The organism is Flagellimonas flava (genome assembly GCF_900129665.1).
Taxonomy (GTDB): Bacteria; Bacteroidota; Bacteroidia; order Flavobacteriales; family Flavobacteriaceae; genus Flagellimonas; species Flagellimonas flava.
Genome location: NZ_FQWL01000012.1, coordinates 1 through 20,412, shown reverse-complemented (window position 1 = coordinate 20,412; position 20,412 = coordinate 1). Strand labels below are relative to the sequence as shown.

The window sequence follows — 20,412 nt, the reverse complement described above, 5'->3', positions numbered from 1 at the left end:
TCAAAGTCATCGGTAGAGTCCGTATCCAGGTTGGCCGGGACGTCCGTTAGGTCGTTGAAACTACCGGAAAAGTCATCGGTGGAGTCCGTATCCAGGTTAACGGGCACATTGGTCAGGTCCCCAAAGTCACCCGAAAAGTCATCGGTCACATCGGTATCGAGGTTGGGGAACTCGTTGTTGACGGCCGTGGCGACCTGTGCATCGGTGAGCTGTGTATCGTTGTCGATGTCGTCGGCGAATCCGGCGGGCACGTTGTTGAGCGAGGACCACTCCCCGTCAAAGTCATCGGTGGAGTCCGTATCCAGGTTGGCGGGCACATCCGTTAGGTCGTTGAAGCTGCCTGAGAAATCGTCCGTGGAGTCGGTATCCAGGTTGGCCGGGACGTCTGTTAGGTCGTTGAAGCTGCCTGAAAAGTCATCGGCTTCGTTGCTATCGAAACTGCTAAGATCTATAAGAGTGACATCAGGGTCATTGGTTAACGAAATAACTCCCAAATTATACTGTAAATCTTGAATTTCGTTTTGATCATCTGCATCGGTGTCATCAACATTAAGATTTATAGCATTCCCATTTAAAATAGAAATGTTTCCAGGGTTTCCATCCGTACTTAAGGTTTGACTATCTGTGCTAGAGGTGTTGATGACAGTTTGCGTGCCTACCTCATTTGTAAAAGTGTAGGTTCCGTCCAGATTATCGGTCAGGGTTGTTGTAGTTTCTGGAGCGCCATTGAATGTAAGATCATTTCCGGAACCGTCAGAAAGTGTAATGGTGCCATCCCCATTGTCCACAAATGAAAATCCTGTGGCATTTGAAGAGTTACATAGGTTAATCCACTGGTTACCATTGTAATAGTGTACGCAGGAAGTGTCCGTATTGTAGGCCAAAGCACCGTTTAATGGGTTTATGCTCTGCATTTGTGCAGACGTTAAACGGGTCAAGACCAACGCTTTGTCATTGCTTTCCAACTCCATAATGGAGCTGGGGTTTATATCGTTGGGATTATTTCCAACTTTAACCTGAGAAAAGGCAAATATTGAAAATGACAGGGTAAAAAAGAGGAGAACTTTTTTCAATTCCATGACTACTTATTTGATAGCGTGCTAAAAATAAGGTCATACAAAGAGTTCCGCCAGTTATTGTTGTGTAGCTAATGTAGAATGTTGTAAATGAAAAGAGGATACCTCAATTTGCTAACTTATAGCGCCTTAACCTTGCTGATACGAAGTATTATTCCTACAGTATTAACGATCCAAAAAGATAAAGCCTTGGTATTCCAGTTCCAAATCGTTTAAGGTAACGAGATAATAATAAATGCCTTCGGAAAGGCCTATATCTTGGCTTAAATAGAAATTTCCGGTATTGGAAGCGCCATTAAACTCATCAACGTAATCAAGCTGCTCGAAAACCTTTTGTCCAAAACGATTGAAAATAAGAACACTATTGTTCGGTGACTCGGACAGGTTGTCAAAAACCAGGAAATCATTGGTTCCATCTCCATTTGGACTTATAAAGTAATTGCCCAACGTTGGATTATTGACGGCAAAAGTATCGGTAGGCAATGGGATAGTACCAAATGTAATGGCTGAAAAGTCATTGGGTATAAAGGCTTGGGAGGTAATAAACCCGTTGGTGAGATCACCACTTTGTGCTGTGTTTCCAATCACTACCCATTGGTTGGCGGCCTTACTCCAGCCTACAACAATTACTGACTCCAGTGTTGCATTGGGGATGGCTCCAATGGCACTGCGTGAGTTCCAACTGATGGTAACAGTGGCCGGAATTTCGCTCTGAACAATCCAGAATTCGCGATCTGAAACCGTCCCTATATCCCGTACTTTTTCATTGACATTAAAACTTTCTGAAATTGAAGATGGGCTGGAGGGGTTTTCGAAGAAATAGGCACAGATGGCCAAAGGGGTGCTTCCTTCCGAATCCAGCAGCAACGGACGAAGTTGGGTCTGGTCACCTACGGGAAAGGAGAAAAACCCTCGATCGTTGATTGCAGCGAAGCCTGTTACCTTGGAAGCATCGCTGTCTCCATTGAAAAACCCGTTCTGTAAAAAATTTAGGTAAATGGTTTGGTCGTTTGTGGGGGTGAGCACATTCCCATCAACAAAGTTGGTGTTATTCCTGACATTCACAGTGTTTTGCAAAAACACATTGTTTGGAACCATAAACTCCAAATCCCAAAAGGTAGGCGCAATACTACCTTGAACCTGAAGCAGGTTGTTTCCATAGAAACCTGCCAAACCTTCATTTTGGTCGAATGTGGTATCGTTGATAAAATCGGTATGGAACCCTATCTGTCCCTGCGAATGAATCTGCAACGAGCCGCTGTTATACATTGCGGTTTGGGCATTGCACCATGTTAAGGCTACGTAGAAAATGGAAAATAGTATTTTTTTCATCCTACGGTGCAGTTACGGTATAATGCCAATTAGCGTTGATGGCAGTAGGTACACCTGCTATAAACTCATAAATCTGTACAGAAAAACTTCCGGCAGCTACATTTGTAAGTTGAATCCAAATAGGATTACCGGGCGTGTTTTGTTCAACTGTCAATTGAATTACTGAAGTAGTCGCAATTGCAGGATTAGCAATTGTATAAGCTCCGGCTGTGCCAGTTCCGGCCGCTACCTGGTCTTTGAGTTGCTGGCTAAGAAACCAATCGGTCCCGTTCCATTCCATAATCTGACCCGCTGTGGTACCATTTGCTAGTTTTGCAAGACTTACAGCATCGTTTGCAATAACAGTGGCCGACGTTGGGCCTGTTACCTCCCCCGCAAGATTATCTACAGAAAATGTGGTTCCCGTAAGGGTTAATCCCGCTCCGGCTGCGTAAGTGGTGTCATCGTCCCCATCATCGATATCCGCGGGTATGCTTGTAATGTTTGTCCAATCGGGGGCCAATGCAGCATTGTTAACTGAAAATGCAGTTCCAACTAGGTTTAGCCCGGCTCCTGCGGTGTAAGTGGTGTCATCATCCCCATCATCAATATCCGCTGGTATGCTTGTAATGTTTGTCCAATCGGGAGCCAATACAGCATTGTTGACGGAAAATACGGTTCCGACGAGGCTTAGCCCTGCTCCTGCGGTATAAGTGGTGTCATCATCGCCATCATCAATATCCGCTGGTATGCTTGTAATGTTCGTCCAATCTGGGGCCAATACAGCATTGTTGACGGAAAATACGGTCCCGACAAGGTTCAGCCCTGCTCCTGCAGTGTAAGTGGTGTCATCATCCCCATCATCGATATCCGCCGGTATATTTGTAATACTCGTCCAGTCAGGTGCAACTCCCGCATTATCCACAGAAAAAGTAGTCCCAGTAAGAGTTATCCCTGCACCTGCGGTGTAAGTAGTGTCATCGTCCCCATCATCTATATCCGGTGGTATGTTAACAATGTTTGCCCAGTCAGGTGTCAGAGCGGGATTATCCACGGAGAAAGTGGTTCCTGTTAAATCTAGACCTGCTCCTGGAGTGTAAGTTGTATCATCATCTCCATCGTCAATGTCGGCGGGTATGCTGGAAATATTGGTCCAATCGGGACTTATTGTAGAGTTGTTTACCTCAAGAGAACCATCTGCCGCCTGATTAAGCCCGGTACCGGCAATATTAACATTTATCTTGTCGGCGGTCACGCTGTCATCCACTAACTCATCTGTTCCAACAGCATTATTCGCCATCTTAATATTGGTTACCGCATCATTGGCCAAATCATCGGTACTTACCTCTCCGTTAGCAATTTTGATGGACGTCACCGCATTATCTGCCAGTTCAGGGGTGTCAATTCCACCCACATTTACGTCCAATAGAAATGGACTTAGGGCGTCTCCCGTACCTGAACGTATCAAACTTGCATCTGCCGGTCCGGTGACCTCGTTTCCTATAACCCCATCAACTTCGGTAATGGTCAAAGCGGATTGGTCAACCAATACCCATTGTGCACCGTTCCATTGTAAAAGTTCACCGGAACTGGTTCCACTTCCTAACTTATCGAAAGTAACCGAACCATCTTGTATCTGTCCTCCGGTGATGGATTCCGGCTGAATATGAATCTGCCCATTAACCGAAGTAGGAACGATATTTTCACCCCGTATCATGCCCACCTCAAAATTGAAATTGCTTCCAGTCTCCGTTATTTCTATAGTGGCATTGTCATTAATTATGGGATCAGTGGTAAAGGTCTGCTCATCTGGACGGTCGCAGGGATTGATCCATTGTGTGCCATCGTAAAAGTGGACGCACTCGGTATCCGTGTTATAGACCATTGCTCCGCGAAGCGGACTAATACTTTCCATTTGGACCGTGGTCATTCGTGTAATCACCAATACCCTGGAGCTACTTTCCAGCTCCAAAACGGAATTTGGGTCTAAAGTTTGTGGATTTTCACCAATCTTGATTTGTGCTTTTAGCGAAGTGACCATTAGAAGGCCAAGGATCACAAATGTAAGTTGCGTTTTCACGATGTTCGAGGATATTAAGACCTAATTCGCAAAACTAACCCTATGATTGGATTATTCTAAGAAATACCGTCAAAATACCCTAGTTCAAAGGTGAACGGACAGCTGTTTAATTTGAATTGGTAAAAGGAGAATTAACAAAAGTTTAGAACATCATTATTTTTTTATCTGCGCCTCAAAGACTTTCTTTAACTTGAGCTAAATGGCCAAGGCAATGAAGAACACTATTCTATTTCTATTTTTTCTAGGATTTGTCCTTACTTCTTCAGCACAGGAGAGTAGGCAGGCATTGAGAGGAAAGGTCCTCTATAAGGGGGGGAATGTACCCAACGAAAATGTAATCAATTCCACCGCTGAGACGGCTACAATAACCAATGATGATGGGGAGTTTTTGATTATGGTCAAGGAGGGAGATCAATTGGTGTTTACGGCTGTCAATTTCCAGCTGGAAGTAGTTACGATCACCCAGGAAATTTTATACAACAACCGCTTGGTGGTAGAGGTAACGGAAAAAGTAACGGAATTGGAAGGCGTCGTGGTCACCCCCGAGAATCAAGGAAAGTTCCTAGAGGTTAAAAATGAGGATTTTAAACAATTTGATTACGAGGTGGACCGTGGAACCGAGGTGGAAAACATAGCCGAGTCCAGAACTGTGCGCGGCATGCGGGACGGCATTAACTTCGTTAATATATTCAAGGCCCTGATGAAGTCCAAAAAAGCGGATGGCGAGGAAACCAAACCTCTTCTGGTCAGTGAAGTATTGCGGCAGGTTTACGATGACGAATTTTTTGTTGTGGACCTAAAGCTTCCGCAGGACAAGATAGATGCCTTTTTATTGTATTGCGATGACAAAGTGCCCTCGAACACACTGTTACGAAAGGAAAATGAGTTTCAGTTGATTGATTTTTTAGTGACCCACAGCAAGAGCTATTTATCAGAATTGAATGCGGAGTAAATTACTTTTCCCGATCTTTTTTCTGCTTTCCCTTTCTGTTTTTTCCCAGCAGGGCACCAAGAATATGAGAGGACGGGTGTCCAGTGGCACCAAAGATGTGGTAGGGGTAGTGGTTCAGAACCTGACCTCAAGCAGCGCAGTGATTACTGATATGGATGGCAATTTCACCATTCCTGTAAAGTTGAACGACACTCTACGCTTTTCCGCAGTCCAATTTCAACGTCGGTTAGTGGTAATCAACCAGGTTGTTTTTGATACTGATTTCATTGTGGTTCCTATGGAAGAATTTGTCAATCAGTTGGAGGAGGTTGTCGTAAGGCCTTTTAATCTTTCCGGGGATTTGTCCCAAGATTTAGGGCAACTACAATTGGAAAAAGATGTAAGTGCGGAAGCTTTGGGCCTGCCCAATGCACATTCCAAGATTCCCACCCAGAGTGAGCGTAAACTGCAACAAGCAACCTTTGGTAAGTTCAATGTGGGAATGATTTTGACACCACCGTTGGACCCAATAATTAATGCGATTACAGGTCGTACCAAAATGCTCAAAAACCGTGTAAAAGTGGATAAGACCTACGCTCGAACACAGCGTGTACAGGGGTTTTATGTGGATTCCCTAATTGTTGCGACGCTCAAAATCCCTTTTGAAAAATTGGATGATTTTATGTACTTCTGTGAAGTTGATACGGTTTTTCAGCGTATAGTGGACACGCATGATAAACTCCAAATCTGGGATTTTATGCTGGAAAAAAGTAGGGCCTATCGGAAGAACAATAATCTTGATTGATGATATCTTTGGCATATGGTTTGTTCTATCAAACCAAAGTATCACCTTTTAGGAAATTTGGACAATCTATTTTGTAACATAAAATGCACTTTTAAGTCTATTAAGGCATGATGAAATTGAAAAAATATGGAAGTTGGATAGGGCTTTTAAGCTTGTTTTTCCTGTTTTCCTTTTCTACGGCGCATAAATTTTACCTAAGTGTTACCAACGTGGTCTACTCCGAAAAAAGTGACGCCTTTCAAATTACGAGTAGGATTTTCATAGATGACCTGGAAGCTGTTTTGGAAGAGCGCTATGGTGTAAGTACGGCGTTGGCCACAAAGGACGAAGCAGAAATCGCAGACTTCTATATAGAGAAGTACTTCCGGTCCAAATTCGCAGTAGAACTCAATGGTAAGGCTGTGGATTATACCTTTTTGGGGAAAGAATACGACAACGATGTGGCCATATGCTATTTGGAGGTTGAACAGGTAAATCTACCCGACTTAAAATCGATATCCATCCAGAACGAAATCCTGACCGATCTTTTTGAAGAACAACAAAACATCGTCCATTTAAAATTAAATGGGAACAAAAAGAGTTTTGTTTTGATCAAAGAGAATAATAAAGGAATGTTAAACTTGTAACTGACTTTTAACGGTTCGTTAAAAAAAAGTTATTTTTCACCGTATTAAAATCAATAAGAAAATGAACAAAATCAAGTATTGCTTTGCCTCTATCTTATTCCTTTTTGGTGCCTTGGTTATGGCACAGGAAGAGGGCGAAAGCAAAGAAGGGCGAGAGCCCGGTCATTTAAACCAAAGTAGGTTTAAACAGTTGTACGAGGAGTTTTCCACTCCCAACACCTATCGCTCCGCGTCTGGAGCACCTGGTCCGGATTACTACCAACAGCGGGCCGATTATAAAATGAATTTGGAGTTGGACGATAAGAACGCCAAACTGTACGGAGAGGAAACCGTTACCTATTACAACAATTCTCCAGATGATCTGGAATTCCTGTGGGTGCAGTTGGATCAAAATGTGAGGGCCAAAAATTCTAAATCCCCACTCCGAAACGGAAGTGGAGTGAATATGGCCTATACTGCAGGGAATTTCACATCCACTTATGTTACAGAGCCTTTTGATGGTGGATTCAATATTGAATATGTAAAAGATGCCAATGGGAAACCACTTTCCTATACCATTAATCAGACCATGATGCGTTTGAACATCCCCAAACCATTAAAAAGCGGGGAGCAAATCTCATTTTCCATCAAATGGTGGTACAATATCAATGACCACGTTAATGGAAGGGGTCGTTCAGGATATGAGTACTTCCCAAAAGATGGTAACAGGGCTTATGTTATTGCCCAGTTCTTTCCAAGAATGGCGGTGTATAGCGATGTTGAAGGTTGGCAAAACCATCAATTCTGGGGGAGTGGCGAGTTTGCCCTTCCTTTCGGAAATTATGACGTAAGCATCACGGTGCCGGCCGATCACGTGCTGGATGCGACAGGAGTGCTTCAAAATAGGGATGAGGTTTTTTCCAAAGAAATGATGAAACGCTACAAAGCGGCCAAAAAATCATATGATAAACCTGTTGTGATTGTTACCCAAGAAGAAGCAACAGCTGCCGAACAAGGTTTTTCAGACAAGAAAAAGACCTGGAAGTTCAAAGCCACCAATGTAAGGGATTATGGATTTGCCACTTCCCGAAAGTTTGTCTGGGACATGCAGGCAGTAAAAATAGGGGGAAAAGATGTTATGGCGGTATCACTTTATCCCAAAGAAGGCAATCCTTTGTGGGAGGAGCAGTCCACCAAGGCAGTAGTGCAGACGTTAAAGACCTATTCCAAGCATACTTTTGATTATCCTTATCATAAGGCTATCTCGGTTCATGCCAAGAACCAAGGCATGGAGTATCCTATGATTTGTTGGAACTACGGTCGACCAAATGAAGATGGGACGTATTCGGATAGAACAAAATATGGTATGATCAGTGTGATCATTCATGAAGTTGGCCATAATTTCTTCCCTATGATCGTCAATTCGGATGAACGTCAGTGGGGATGGATGGATGAAGGTCTGGATACCTTTATGCAATACCTTACCGAGCAAGAGTTCGGGGAGAACTATCCAGAAGTTATCGCCCCTAATAACAACTACCCTTCGAGAAGAGGTGAAGCTGCTAAGATTGTCCCTTATATGGCAGGTGACCAGAGTCACATCTCACCCATTATGTCGAATCCCGAAAATGTATATCAGTTGGGTCCAAATGCTTATGGAAAGCCAGCAACAGCGCTTAACATCCTTAGAGAGACAGTTATGGGCAAGGAACTTTTTGATCATGCGTTCAAGACCTATGCACAGCGCTGGAAGTTTAAGCACCCAACCCCTGAGGATTTCTTCCGAACCATGGAAGATGCATCTGCAGTAGATTTGGACTGGTTCTGGAGATCTTGGTTCTATACTACGGATTACGTGGATATAGGTGTAAAAGGAGTTAAGAAATACTATGTGTCCAACAAACCTACTAAGGAAATGGAAGAGTACATGGCTGCAAGAAACCTTACGGAAGCTGATTTACCGCCGTTGGTATACCTAGCGGAGGAAGATAGTGAGGATTTTGTTCCTGAACTTAAGGGAAAATCCCCTACAGAAACTTCGCAGAACCTGAGGGAGTTCATGATGGATAACCTCACAGCGGAAGAACGCGAGCAGGTAAAGGAGCCAAAATACTTCTATGAGATTACTTTCGACAAACCAGGGGGAATTCCAATGCCCTTGATTGTGGAGTACACCTATGCCGATGGTAGCAAGGAAAATGTAACCTATCCTCCAGAAATATGGAGAAAAAATGATGCAGAGGTAAAAAGAGTGGTCACTTCCCAAAAAGAGTTAGTGGGTATCGTTATAGACCCCAAAGCAGAAACGGCGGACATTGACACTACAAACAACGCTTGGCCAATGAAGGAAGAGAAATCTGATTTTGATAAGTTCAAGCAAAACATAAAAGGATAGTTTTTTATCCCTTCAATTTGTTAAAAGCCCTGTGAAATCACAGGGCTTTTTTATTTTTCCCAAGAAGTTCTCATTATATTTGTTGCATGCATTTTCTCTTTATTAGCGGTGGCGAAATCTTTTTTATCCTCTTTATCGTGGTCATGGTATTTGGAGCGGATAAGATTCCTGGAATTGCCAAAGGTTTGGGTAAGGGAATGCGACAACTTCGCGATGCAACTGACGATATTAAGCGTGAAATCCAAAAAAGCGCTGAAAGTCAGGGTATAGATACCGACTTTACCAAAGATATCCGCAAAGAACTGGATGAGGTCAAGAAAAATGTGGATGAAGTTACCGGGGCGGTCAAAAGAAGCACCAAGTAACCCCCCATGTTGGAACAACTGCTTAAATGGGATCGGGATACCTTTATCTACCTGAATGGACTGGGGACGGAAAACTATGATGTTTTTTGGTCCACAATTACGGAAATAACCACTTGGATTCCCTTGTTTCTTCTTTTTGTGGTATTGTTCTTTATTAAGTTTTCGAGGAGAACCGCTTTCTTTCAGGTTTTGGGAATGATTGCACTGGCCGGATTCATTACGTTGGCCACCCACCTCACTAAAATCTGGTTAAAGAGACCACGACCATGTAATGAGGACACCATTAATTCCTTCATTCGTATCTTGAAAACACCCACCGATTATAGTTTTTTCTCCGGTCACGCCTCAAGTTCTTTTGCCTTGGCCACAATGGCTTTTTTATTGCTTCGTAAAAGGGTAAACTGGGTATGGGCCTTCTTTCTTTGGCCTCCGCTGTTTGCATATAGCCGAATTTATGTTGGGGTACATTACCCCATGGACATTATTGTCGGAGCTGTAGTTGGGACCCTTTCAGGGATACTTTTTTATCGGTTCTATTTAGCAGCTACCGCACCCGACATAGGGTGAGACCATCACGTATAGGAAGCAAAACTGTTTCTACTCGAGGATCATTTTTCAACTTCTCGTTATAGGCCAATAAAGCGCCCGTAGCCTTGTCGGAAGGTACCAACGGTTCTACTACTTTTCCAGACCAAAGTACGTTGTCTGAAAGGATAATACTTCCCGGTCTGGTCTTGGTCAGCGCTGCTTCAAAATAGGCATCGTACTCTACTTTATGAGCATCTATAAAGACTAAGTCGAACGGATAGTCCAGACAAGGGATAATCTCCAGTGCGTCCCCGGTATGCTGCACTATTTGGTCCCCAAATCCGCTTTTGTCAAAATAATGACGCTGCATGGCGTGAAGTTCCTCGTTCACTTCAATAGTGTGCAATTGCCCCCCAGGCCGAAGCCCTTCGGCAAGGCAGATAGCAGAATATCCAGTATACGTTCCTATTTCCAATATGTTCTTTGGGGATATAATTTTGGACAACAAGCTCAACACCCTTCCCTGAAAATGTCCGGTAATCATCCTAGGCCGAACAACTTTGAGATGCGTTTCACGGGTCAATTCGGTTAAAACTTTAGGTTCTGTCTCCGAACTTTCTGCAATATAGTTTTCGAGAAGCGGGGATAAAAAATGCATGACAAAATTTTCGCAAAAATAGAGAAAAGAAGTACATTGGATAACACGTTTATCACTTCAAATTACGACTATGGGAGATACTAATTTTATTGTTCGGGATGCCACAATGGAAGACTTGCCTCTTCTGCTCGATTTTGAACAGGAACTGATTAAGGCGGAGCGACCTTTTGATGTCACCATACGCGAGGACCCTGTTAGCTATTACGATATCAAGCAAATGATAGGCGATGTTGACGCAAAGGTCATCGTGGTGGAAAGTGATGGACAGTTGGTTTCCTCTGGTTATGCGCTCAAAAAAAGGGCGCGGCACTACTTGGATCATGAGTACTTTGCCTATCTAGGTTTCATGTATACCGTCCCTTCATTTAGAGGTAAGGGTTTAAACGCGCTAATTGTTGGTGAGCTTAAAATTTGGGCTCAGGCAATGGGTCTCAATGAAATACGCCTCACCGTTTATGAAGATAACCAACCGGCCATAAGGGCATATGAAAAGGTGGGTTTTAAAAAGCATATCGTAGAAATGCGGGTAGAGTAGACTCTACTTTCTATGCTGTGGGCCGATACCGTTGTTTTAGATATTGGGACGGTGTAATACCTTGATATTTTTTGAATTGTTTGGTGAAGTAGGAGGCATCATTAAAACCAGAATTGTACATGACGTCAGCAATGACGGTGTTGTTCTCATTAAAAAACTCAACAGCCTTGGAAATACGAAATTCGTTCACAAAATCCATAAATCGCCGTTTGGTCATCTTTTTAAAAAATCTACAAAACGAATTTGGGGTCAGGGCCAATTGCGAAGAAATCACTGAAATAGAGATGTTTTTTTGATAGTGGTTATTCACATATTCAAAAATTTCCTCTAATCTGCCAATTTCATCCTTTCTGAACTCGCTAAGTACAAGGGTGTCGAACAATGGGGTGCAAACTCCAAATTTGGACAAGTAATCCAAAATGTTTAATAGATTGAGAAGTTTTCCCTGATTATCAAGGTGCTCAAATCGTTCGAATTGTTGCCACAAGGATTTTTTGGTTTTGGTATCGAACACCAAGGCCTGTCTTGATTTTTGAATCACTTTTTTAATACCGTCCAATTCTGGAAAAGCTCTCAGTTTTTCCTCCAAAAAATCTTTTTTAAACTGCACCACCACTTCTAGGTTATCTGGGTAATCCTTGTTTCCAAAATCAGCATGCGGAATATTTCCTCCTAAAAAAACTAGGGTGCCATCAGAGTAATCGTGTTTTTTGGAACCGATATTCAGACATCCAGAACCGTTTCGAACGAATACTAATTCAAACTCTGGATGTACGTGCCAACCTGTTGATTCGCAGAAGGTGTTGTTATCATAAGTTTCCACTTTGATGGATGAATTGGCGGCTACATTGATGGCTTCCAAAATCGGCTTCATGCCATAAAATTACCAGTTTTTAGTATTATCAACTCCATGTAAGAATAAAATACACTAAAATTTGAATATTTTGTGTCATGTTTTCACATTAAGGTTGGGTTTCTTTGTGGTATGAAATCGCTTCAGCTCATTTTCTCAAATCCTAGATATTTTGCACCAGCTTGGGTGTTCACAAGTCTTAATATTTGGTTCGGAACCTGGGCCATTTACATCCCGTCGGTTAAGGAGAAATTGGATATTAATAAGGCAGATTTGGGAATAGCTCTATTTTGTCTTTCGCTCGGTGTTTTCACGGTTTTTCCCATTGCGTCAAAAATTATCAACAAGATGGGAGTTGGCAAGGCCACCTGGGTCGGGGTGCTATTTTGCAGTGCCACCGCGGTACTTCCACTGATTGCGCCCAACTATTATTTCCTAATGGGCGCGTTGTTTGCTTTTGGTGCCTCCAATGGGTTCTTGGATATTTCTATGAATACCTTGGTCACGGAGATTGAGAAGGAGGACAAGCAGAATTTTATGTCGGCAACACACGGTTTTTTTAGTTTGGGAGGTGTTTTGGTAGGGTTGGCCAGTTTTCTAATACCCATTATCAATAGTCCTGTAATCCATATGGGCGGCGTGGCGATACTTGTCTTGATTCTTAATTTTTACTTACGAAAGCATTATGTTCATATAGTTGCAGCTCCCGTAGAGAAGGAGGCCTTCAGTCTAAAATTTTTTAAACCTCTTTTGTTACTGGGGATTATTGGCTTTTTGGCCTTTGCCGGAGAAGGAGCCATTGTGGATTGGAGCGGACTTTACCTCAAAGAGGTTTCCATGGCTCCGGAAGCACTTATTGGTTCTGGTTTTTTGGCATTTTCTGTAGCAATGACTTTAGGGAGGTTTTTAGGGGATGGTATTAGTGCTCGAATTGGTTCTGTGAAAATTGTTGCCTTGGGTGCCGCTATCGCCGCAGTAGGATTCATTTTAGTACTTACTGAGGCAACGCTTTTGGCCATAATAGGCTTTGCCCTTACTGGTTTGGGATTCTCCGTGATTGTACCGGAGCTATTCAGAATTGGAGGTAACATCAAAGGGGTTGATTCGGCCCAAGGGGTATCCTTTATAGCCGGAACGGGATATTCCGGATTTTTACTGGGACCTGTCATTTTAGGCTTTATCGCTGAAAGTATATCACTTAAATACAGTTTTTATGCCTTACTGGGTTGTGTCCTGCTAGTGTTGATGACAACCTTACTACTGCAAAAAAGGAGCTCCCGCTAGATTATTTTTTTACCGACAGATTGGAGAAATTCAGACTAAAACCTGGCATCGCCATTTTATGGTCTTGCGCAAGCACTAATCCTTCCAAGGTAACGTAGTCCTCCCAGGTGGTGGTCATGGACGGTTCTGATTGATTTGCCTTTCTAAACACCCATTCCCGTAAAACAAAGTCGTCCTTAAAATAAAAATCGTAGGCATCTCCTGGTGTGTAACCACCTTCATTACCGTATACAACGGTCAATTTTTGCATGGATTCCCCACTGATTGGCGCTTTGGATTCTAAAGTATATTCATGGGTGAAATTATCCGCATCCCAGATTAGGTTAAAAGGTGCTAGAATCCAATAGCGGTCATTGATGAAACCCCCATTGGTTTTCTGTGCAATGCTATCCATGGATTTTCTTTGGTAGGTCAAGGTATCAGGACCGGAGATGGCGGTAACCTCGTTCGGTTTTGGTTTCCAGACCCAAGTGCGTTCAAAATGGGTGGTATCCCGATCCACATTGAAGGTAAACGTGATTTCCTTCACATCTTTCCAATGTGCATAACCATGGGCATGGGCTACCTTTTCCAAAATGTTCATTTCTTTTTCGGGTAATTCCGCAACCTTGGCCTCTTTGGGCTGTTCTTTACAATTATAACCTAAGGCAGAGCATAGGATGGCTAAAAACACAAGTCTTTTCATCTTCAAATTTTACATCAAATATAAGGGCAATTAAGTTATCTTGGGGGAATGTTTTCTTAACGGAAATCCTGATTATTCAAGAATATCAAAAACCTCATCCAGTGACTTTTCTTAAAAGGCTGTTTCTAATTCTTATACATAACAACGATAAGAATTCATTGGAAACAGACGACCCATATGCCCATTTGTCGGATGAGGAGTTGGTAAAGAAAATTGTGGCCAACAACAACCCGTTACTTTTTGGCAAGTTATACGATCGCTATGCGAAAATGGTCTATAACAAGTGTTATGGCTTTGCGCGCTCAGAGGATGAAGCGGAGGACTTGACCCAGGATGTCTTTTTACAGCTGTTCATCAAATTGAAAATGTTCAAGGGGAAATCAAAATTTTCCACTTGGCTTTATTCCTTTACCTACAACTTTTGCGTGAACTATGTAAATAGGAACAAGCAACGAAAAATGAGCGATAAATCCATTCCTGTTGAAGACTCGGAGTATAAGCTCAGCGTAGAGGTTCCGGATGAGAGCCTTTATGAAATGAAGGCCAGTAAGCTCAAAGAAGCATTGGAGCTGATCTCCCCGGAGGAAAAATCGATCCTGCTGTTGAAATACCAGGACGGGGCATCTATAAAAGATTTGGTAAACCTTATGGAAATAGGGGAGAGCGCCGTAAAGATGCGGCTAAAGAGAGCAAAAGAAAAACTTATGGAAATCTATAACACCTTGTAAACATGGCAAAGAAACGTAGAAATCCGTTCAGGGAATTGGAGGCCTCACTTCGTGAAGTCCCACCTGGAATGAAGAAAAAAGTAATGAACGACATCGCCGCGGCCAAGCTGATCATGGATTTGGCATCGCTGTTCTCGTTCAATGTGGGGTCCGCTTTACGGAAACTTTTCAAAACCTTTGGTAATAATTGATAACACTCCTATAAAACTACAGATATGGAAACTATAAACGAATGGAAGAACCTGACCTTTGATTCCCTGGCCGCGATGGGTAGGGATATAGCTTTGGCATTGCCCAAGATCATTGGTGCATTGATCATCCTTTTAATTGGATGGATCGTGACCAAGATCATACTTTTTGTACTTGGAAAAATCCTGAAATTGGCCAAGGTGAACACCCTGAGCGACAAGATTAATGAAATGGACCTTTTTGGCAAGGGCGATTTTAAGATAGATATCGTTAAGATTATCCTTGGTTTTGTAAAATGGCTCCTGCTTTTGGTGTTCTTGATTGTGGCAGCCGATATTTTAAGTTGGGAAATCATATCCACTGAAATTGGAAATCTGTTACGCTATTTACCGAGGTTGTTTAGTGCACTCGCCTTGATGATGATCGGACTCTATATTGGCAATTTCATTAAGAAAACAGTGAAGAAAATATTTGATTCCCTGGAATTCGGTGGGGCCAACTTGGTCAGTAATCTTCTGTTTTATATTATCGTGATTTTTATCTCGATAACGGCATTAAACCAAGCGGGAATCGACACAACGATCATTACCAACAATGTGACCATGATCTTGGGTGCATTTCTGTTGGCCTTTGCGTTAGGACTTGGGTTGGGTTCTAGGGATGTGATTACCGATTTATTGCGTTCCTTCTATACCCGCAGGACTTTTGCCGTAGGAGACAAATTGGTAATTGGAAAACATTCAGGAACGGTTGAGGCCATTGAAAACAACAGTTTAACCTTGGTGACAAAAGATGGAAAGTTTGTTATTCCGATCAAGGATGTTGTGAAGAGTAAGGTGGAAGTGAAGTCGTGAGTTGACCTCATGACTTCACCCCTCCGATCCCAACTGCGTTGGAACCGCCTCCCCTCTACGAAGGGAGGAACCATGAAACGTGGCCCAAACAAACTCCTCACCTTGGAAAGGGGAGGTGTCCGAAGGACGGAAGGGTCGAGCCGTAAAACAAAAAACCGCCCTGCATTGCTGCATGGGCGGTTTTTTTACATAATCCCCTATATTTATTTTGATTTCGCCAGATAGTTGTTTTTCAACTGTACTACTGGAAATTCTGTTCTTCGGTTTAATTCCAACTGCTCTTGGTCACAATCTTTTAGACCAGTACAATCATTGATCAGTTTTCGTTTCCCGTATCCTTTGAACGAAATGATGCGGTGTTCATCTATTCCATTGGCAATGAGGTATTCGTAGGTGGATTTGGCCCTTCTCTCCGAAAGTTTGTCGTTATAGGCATGACTTCCAACAGGATCGGTATGCGATTCCAAACGAATGATCATCTCTGGATAAGTGTTCGTCATTAATTTGACCACTTTGTCCAATTCCCGTGCGGCATCCGGTCTTATATCACTTTTGTTGAAGTCAAAATAGATTTTGTTGAGGTCGGCCAACACCTTCACATCCAGAATTGGCTCTAGCTCTATGTTCTGTACTACACTTCTCGTTACCCTTTTTACGGTTTGTGTACTAAAATATACATGCTTGTGCGGGTGCGTTTTCCGCACGGCCTCAATCATATAATTTTGTCCGCGATTTACCTCCATTTCATACCTGCCTTGTTCATCAGTAACTGTACGATGCACCAATTCCCCACTTTTTTGGTCGAATAGGGAAATGGTCACTTCATCCAAAGGTTGTAAGTTGATCGCGTCCGTAACCATTCCTTCCAAGGTCAAGGAAGGGATAAAACGGAATTTATAGATGTCGTCACCACCCTTTCCACCTTTGCGGTTGGAGCTTACATAGCCATCAACTCCATTATCCATGGCGTAATAACCAAAATCGTCTTTTTCACTGTTCAAAGGTTTTCCCAGATTGACCACTTCTTTGATCTCGCCATTTTCGTCAGATACTGTAGCGAACACATCTAGTTGTCCAAAACCTACATGTCCATCCGAGGAAAAGAAAAGTTGTCCTTCGTTATTGATATAAGGGAACATTTCGTTACCTGGCGTATTGACAATCGGTCCTGCATTGATGGGCATGCCAACACCACCTCTTGGGTGAATCTTACAATAGTAGATATCGGTGCCTCCATATCCTCCAGGTCTGTCCGAAGCAAAATAGAGCAACGTTCTGGTGGAGTTAACGGTAGGATGTCCAGTAGAGTAGTGGTCCGCATTCGTTTTTAGATTTCTGGTGACCTTCCACTCGCCGTCTACCTTTTCGGCCTTAAAAATTTTAAGGTTGTTTAGTTTTTCTATGTTTTTGTCCTCTTTTTTGGTGTAAAAGCTCTCCTTGTTTTTGAAGTAGCTATTACGGGTAAAATAGATGATGGTGTCATTTTTGTAATCCGTGGAAAACACCATGGAACTTTCATGGAATTTGGAATTGATCTCCCCTTTGAATTTCTTCGGGACGTCCATGGAACTTCCTTCGGTCACGTGGAAAATATCCAACCAAGCTTCATTGTTCCAACCATAAACATCTTCAGATGCCACTTCCCTGCGACTTGAGCTGAAATACAATTGTCCGTCGTGCACAAAGGATCCAAATTCACTATATCTTGTGTTGAAATGGACAGGCTCCACTTCGTAGCGTTCCTTGCTATTAAAGACTACAGAAGCCAAGTTCCCATCTTTTAGGAATTGCTTGACCCTAGGGTCGTTTTTATGCAGTTTTTTGTATCGTTTCAACCATTTTAAGGCCTCTTTCTCCTGCCCGGAGCTTTTGAGCGCCATGGCATACTTAAAATAATAATTGGTGGGTGTCTCGGGCTCGTTAATGAACCGCTTAAAATAAGGCAGCGATTTTTCAAAGTCCCGAAGCATTAAGTAACACTCGGCCAACCGCTGAAAGGCATGAACGGAATTTCTTCCGGTCACCATTTTTTCATATTCTGGAATGGCTTTGGCGTAAGCAAATTTGTAAAAAAGTTGGTCCGCTCTTTTCTGTACCGTGGATTGGGCCGTAAGCGTTACCACGCCAAAAAATGCAAAGAAAAGGAAGGTTGTGATGCTATGACGTTTCATAGGATAGGTCTTTAAAAATATCTGGGCGATTTGTATAGATTGGTCTTTTTTGATAACCTTGGTTCAAAGATCAGGATGGCCTCGTGCGTACCACCTGTATACGGTCTAATAGTGGACGTGGGAAGGTCATAGGCATAGCCTATTCTAAGGTCTTTGGATAGTTGGAAATCCAAGAAGGCTCCAAAATTGGAGGCGTCATTGAATCTGTATGAAGCCCCAACCCACACTTTTTCGTAGAATAGAAAACTTGAGGTAATGTCATAGGTAGAAGGTGCCCCATTCGTGAACTTGGTAATAACCGCTGGACGAAATTTAATATCCAGGCTCAAATCTAAAACCAATCCACCAATGGCATAATAACTGTTTCGTTCCAATGCTTCAAACTCACCCTCGTTCAAATCGGTGTTCAATATTCTTGGTGAAGAAATCCCTGCATACCATCTATCGGTGCTTAAATAAACCCCGGCACCAAAATTGGGCTTCCAACTGTTGAAGTTTGCATTGAAAAACGGATCGTTTAAATCCGGATTTTGCAACCTGTAGTTGGTGAATCCGGCCTTAAGGCCAAAAGATAATCGTGCCATTGCACTTACAGGTATGGTATATGAGAAATCCCCATAAACGTAATTTGTATTTTCAAAGCCCAGTTGATCCGTAATATAGGAAAGTCCCAAGCCTACGCGTTCGTTGTTCAGCGGGGTGTGGAACGAAAAGGTACTGGTGGTCGGATTTCCATCCAAGCCGGCCCATTGGTTACGGTGTAGGGCGGTCATGTTAATACTTTCCCGACTTCCTGCGTAGGCTGGATTTACGGAAATGGTGTTGAACATGTACTGCGTAAATTGAGGTAGCTGTTGGGCTATTGAAGTAGTGCCCGTGAGAACCAAAAAAAACAGGATTAACTTGCTAAGAGCTTTCATGTTATAAGGGTTAAGGTTTTGCCCAATTGCTCAGGCTGGAATTTGGGTTTGAATTCAATAACAAAGCAAGCGCAAATCCATGTTAAACAGTAATATAGCCGTTCAACACACCCTTATAATCGGCCTGAAACCCATTCGTCGATGAAGTGTTGTTTTCTCTGGATAAATGCGGGCTTTCCTCAGTAAACAAAAATGATTTTAGTCTATGAAATAAGCACCTAATCGGAATAAAAAAAGGCCAACATTTGTTGGCCTTTTTTGGTAGTTATGTTTGCTTAGTTTGCACCTGTTCCCAGGTAGATGTATCCATTTAGTGGTTTAATGTCCGTATTCGTTACATTAATAATATAGTAGTAGGTTCCTGAAGGCAACATTCCCGAATTACCAAAGGCATTGTTTGGGGCAAAACCACCCCAATCATTTTGGTAGTCCTTGGATTCGTATACCTTGTCTCCCCAACGGTTGAAAATCATCACTTCAAACGAATAGTTGCAGTATTCGACGCCAGTGATGGTAAACACATCGTTGATATTGTCGCCATTGGCGGTAACCGCGTTGGATACCACAATCTCATCCCTTCCACAAGGAACACAATCACTGTTCACGGAGATGATGAAATCAACATAGTACTTACAGGTACCTCCAGTAGAACTATAACTGATCATATAATCCCCAACCTCAAGATTTGCAGGATTGAACAGACTGCCTTCCAGAACAACATTTCCGCTTACTACTTCAAACACACCATTCGTGTCAAATGAAGCTGGAAGATAGTTAACAAGATCTATGGCATCATCTTCCACACAGATTGTAATTTCAACTTCTTCTGGTTGAGGTTGCATTACAAAAATCACCTGTTCAAAGGACGCTGTGTTACCACAAGAATCAGTTACATCCCAGGTTCTTGTAATCATGAAATCTTCAGTATCCATTAGGGTAGTGGTCTCTTCTGAAAATGCTACTTGATAGTTTCCACATCCACCAGTGAATGTAAGTTGTGGTACTTCTGGAATTTCATCGCCACAGATCAATGTGATTTCTTCCTCGTAATCGCTAGCCATGATTGGACCAGTTGGTGCAATAGTGATGATTTGGGTATGCGTATTTGGATTTCCAGCACAGTCGATAGTCGACCAAGTTCTGGTTACCGTATACCCATCGGCACAGTTTGAATTGTTGGTGATAACCTCATCAAAACTAACCGAAACATCTGCACTACAATTGTCCATAGCTGTCAATACGGTCGCATCTGGAACTTCATTGCACATCACTGTCATATTTTGCGGTAAAGCTTCAACGAATTGGGGAGCTTCGGTATCTTCCACTGTGATCACTTGTGTATGGCTTACTGGATTTCCAGCGCAATCCGCTGTGCTCCAGGTTCTGGTAATGGTATAGTCCGAACCACAGCTATCAGTGTCCGTAATCTGCTCATCGAA

20 protein-coding genes are annotated in these 20,412 nt (G+C 42.7%); 11 read left to right on the top strand and 9 right to left on the bottom strand.

Annotation, left to right across the window (positions count from 1 at the left end):
* The 3 genes from BUC10_RS17640 to BUC10_RS17630 all read right to left on the bottom strand — a co-directional run.
* The coding region (locus BUC10_RS17640) for a hypothetical protein (RefSeq protein WP_131819103.1) at nt 1–1,079 on the bottom strand (1,079 nt) is incomplete at its 3' end.
* Between the two features lie 162 nt (nt 1,080–1,241).
* Complete coding sequence (locus BUC10_RS17635; RefSeq protein ID WP_073182157.1) at nt 1,242–2,408, bottom strand: gliding motility-associated C-terminal domain-containing protein; 1,167 nt, start codon at nt 2,406–2,408, stop codon at nt 1,242–1,244.
* 1 nt (nt 2,409) lies between these two features.
* Nucleotides 2,410–4,467 carry a hypothetical protein gene (locus tag BUC10_RS17630; protein WP_131819102.1) on the bottom strand — a complete coding sequence of 686 codons (2,058 nt, stop codon included), beginning with the start codon at nt 4,465–4,467 and terminating at the stop codon, nt 2,410–2,412.
* A gap of 211 nt (nt 4,468–4,678) precedes the next feature.
* Here BUC10_RS17630 and BUC10_RS17625 point away from each other — a divergent pair, with 211 nt between their 5' ends.
* The 6 genes from BUC10_RS17625 (at nt 4,679) to BUC10_RS17600 (ending at nt 10,135) form a co-directional block, all read left to right on the top strand.
* On the top strand, nt 4,679–5,419 hold the full coding sequence (locus BUC10_RS17625) for a peptidase associated/transthyretin-like domain-containing protein (RefSeq protein WP_073182160.1): 741 nt from the start codon (nt 4,679–4,681) through the stop codon (nt 5,417–5,419).
* The gene (locus tag BUC10_RS17620; protein ID WP_073182154.1) at nt 5,409–6,203 is read left to right on the top strand and encodes a hypothetical protein; all 795 of its coding nucleotides are present in this window, start codon (nt 5,409–5,411) and stop codon (nt 6,201–6,203) included. Before BUC10_RS17625 ends, BUC10_RS17620 begins: the two co-directional genes overlap by 11 nt.
* Nucleotides 6,204–6,310: 107 nt before the next feature.
* A complete protein-coding gene (locus tag BUC10_RS17615; RefSeq protein ID WP_073182151.1) occupies nt 6,311–6,829 on the top strand; it encodes a DUF6702 family protein in 519 nt (172 codons plus the stop codon).
* 61 nt (nt 6,830–6,890) lie between these two features.
* Nucleotides 6,891–9,203 carry a M1 family metallopeptidase gene (locus BUC10_RS17610; RefSeq protein WP_073182150.1) on the top strand — a complete coding sequence of 771 codons (2,313 nt, stop codon included), beginning with the start codon at nt 6,891–6,893 and terminating at the stop codon, nt 9,201–9,203.
* A gap of 86 nt (nt 9,204–9,289) precedes the next feature.
* Nucleotides 9,290–9,568 carry a Sec-independent protein translocase subunit TatA/TatB gene (locus BUC10_RS17605; RefSeq protein ID WP_073182148.1) on the top strand — a complete coding sequence of 93 codons (279 nt, stop codon included), beginning with the start codon at nt 9,290–9,292 and terminating at the stop codon, nt 9,566–9,568.
* A gap of 6 nt (nt 9,569–9,574) precedes the next feature.
* On the top strand, nt 9,575–10,135 hold the full coding sequence (locus tag BUC10_RS17600; RefSeq protein WP_073182146.1) for a phosphatase PAP2 family protein: 561 nt from the start codon (nt 9,575–9,577) through the stop codon (nt 10,133–10,135).
* Here BUC10_RS17600 and BUC10_RS17595 read toward each other — a convergent pair.
* The gene (locus tag BUC10_RS17595; protein WP_073182144.1) at nt 10,113–10,754 is read right to left on the bottom strand and encodes an O-methyltransferase; all 642 of its coding nucleotides are present in this window, start codon (nt 10,752–10,754) and stop codon (nt 10,113–10,115) included. The genes BUC10_RS17600 and BUC10_RS17595 overlap by 23 nt on opposite strands.
* Nucleotides 10,755–10,824: 70 nt before the next feature.
* On the opposite strand from BUC10_RS17595, the gene BUC10_RS17590 reads away from it, so the two are divergent.
* On the top strand, nt 10,825–11,289 hold the full coding sequence (locus BUC10_RS17590) for a GNAT family N-acetyltransferase (protein ID WP_073182142.1): 465 nt from the start codon (nt 10,825–10,827) through the stop codon (nt 11,287–11,289).
* A gap of 10 nt (nt 11,290–11,299) precedes the next feature.
* On the opposite strand, the gene BUC10_RS17585 is transcribed toward BUC10_RS17590, so the two are convergent.
* Nucleotides 11,300–12,163: an AraC family transcriptional regulator gene (locus BUC10_RS17585; protein WP_073182140.1), complete on the bottom strand. Its 864-nt coding sequence runs from the start codon at nt 12,161–12,163 to the stop codon at nt 11,300–11,302.
* A 111-nt stretch (nt 12,164–12,274) separates the two neighbouring features.
* Here BUC10_RS17585 and BUC10_RS17580 point away from each other — a divergent pair, with 111 nt between their 5' ends.
* On the top strand, nt 12,275–13,426 hold the full coding sequence (locus BUC10_RS17580) for an MFS transporter (protein WP_073182138.1): 1,152 nt from the start codon (nt 12,275–12,277) through the stop codon (nt 13,424–13,426).
* Between the two features lies 1 nt (nt 13,427).
* On the opposite strand, the gene BUC10_RS17575 is transcribed toward BUC10_RS17580, so the two are convergent.
* Nucleotides 13,428–14,111 (bottom strand): hypothetical protein, encoded by a 684-nt coding sequence (locus BUC10_RS17575; RefSeq protein WP_073182136.1) that lies wholly within the window; start codon nt 14,109–14,111, stop codon nt 13,428–13,430.
* Between the two features lie 101 nt (nt 14,112–14,212).
* Between BUC10_RS17575 and BUC10_RS17570 the strand changes: the two genes are divergently transcribed.
* The 3 genes from BUC10_RS17570 to BUC10_RS17560 are packed head-to-tail and all read left to right on the top strand — an operon-like array spanning nt 14,213 to nt 15,882.
* Nucleotides 14,213–14,839 (top strand): RNA polymerase sigma factor, encoded by a 627-nt coding sequence (locus tag BUC10_RS17570; protein WP_084732702.1) that lies wholly within the window; start codon nt 14,213–14,215, stop codon nt 14,837–14,839.
* 2 nt (nt 14,840–14,841) lie between these two features.
* A complete protein-coding gene (locus BUC10_RS17565; RefSeq protein ID WP_073182134.1) occupies nt 14,842–15,030 on the top strand; it encodes a hypothetical protein in 189 nt (62 codons plus the stop codon).
* A 24-nt stretch (nt 15,031–15,054) separates the two neighbouring features.
* On the top strand, nt 15,055–15,882 hold the full coding sequence (locus BUC10_RS17560; protein ID WP_073182132.1) for a mechanosensitive ion channel family protein: 828 nt from the start codon (nt 15,055–15,057) through the stop codon (nt 15,880–15,882).
* 203 nt (nt 15,883–16,085) lie between these two features.
* Here the strand turns inward: BUC10_RS17560 and BUC10_RS17555 are convergent, their stop codons facing one another.
* The 3 genes from BUC10_RS17555 to BUC10_RS17545 all read right to left on the bottom strand — a co-directional run.
* Entirely contained in the window at nt 16,086–18,053 is a 1,968-nt protein-coding gene (locus BUC10_RS17555) for an OmpA family protein (RefSeq protein WP_073182130.1), read from the bottom strand.
* Between the two features lie 11 nt (nt 18,054–18,064).
* The gene (locus BUC10_RS17550) at nt 18,065–18,973 is read right to left on the bottom strand and encodes a PorP/SprF family type IX secretion system membrane protein (protein ID WP_073182127.1); all 909 of its coding nucleotides are present in this window, start codon (nt 18,971–18,973) and stop codon (nt 18,065–18,067) included.
* A 275-nt stretch (nt 18,974–19,248) separates the two neighbouring features.
* The coding region (locus BUC10_RS17545; RefSeq protein ID WP_131819101.1) for a gliding motility-associated C-terminal domain-containing protein at nt 19,249–20,412 on the bottom strand (1,164 nt) is incomplete at its 5' end.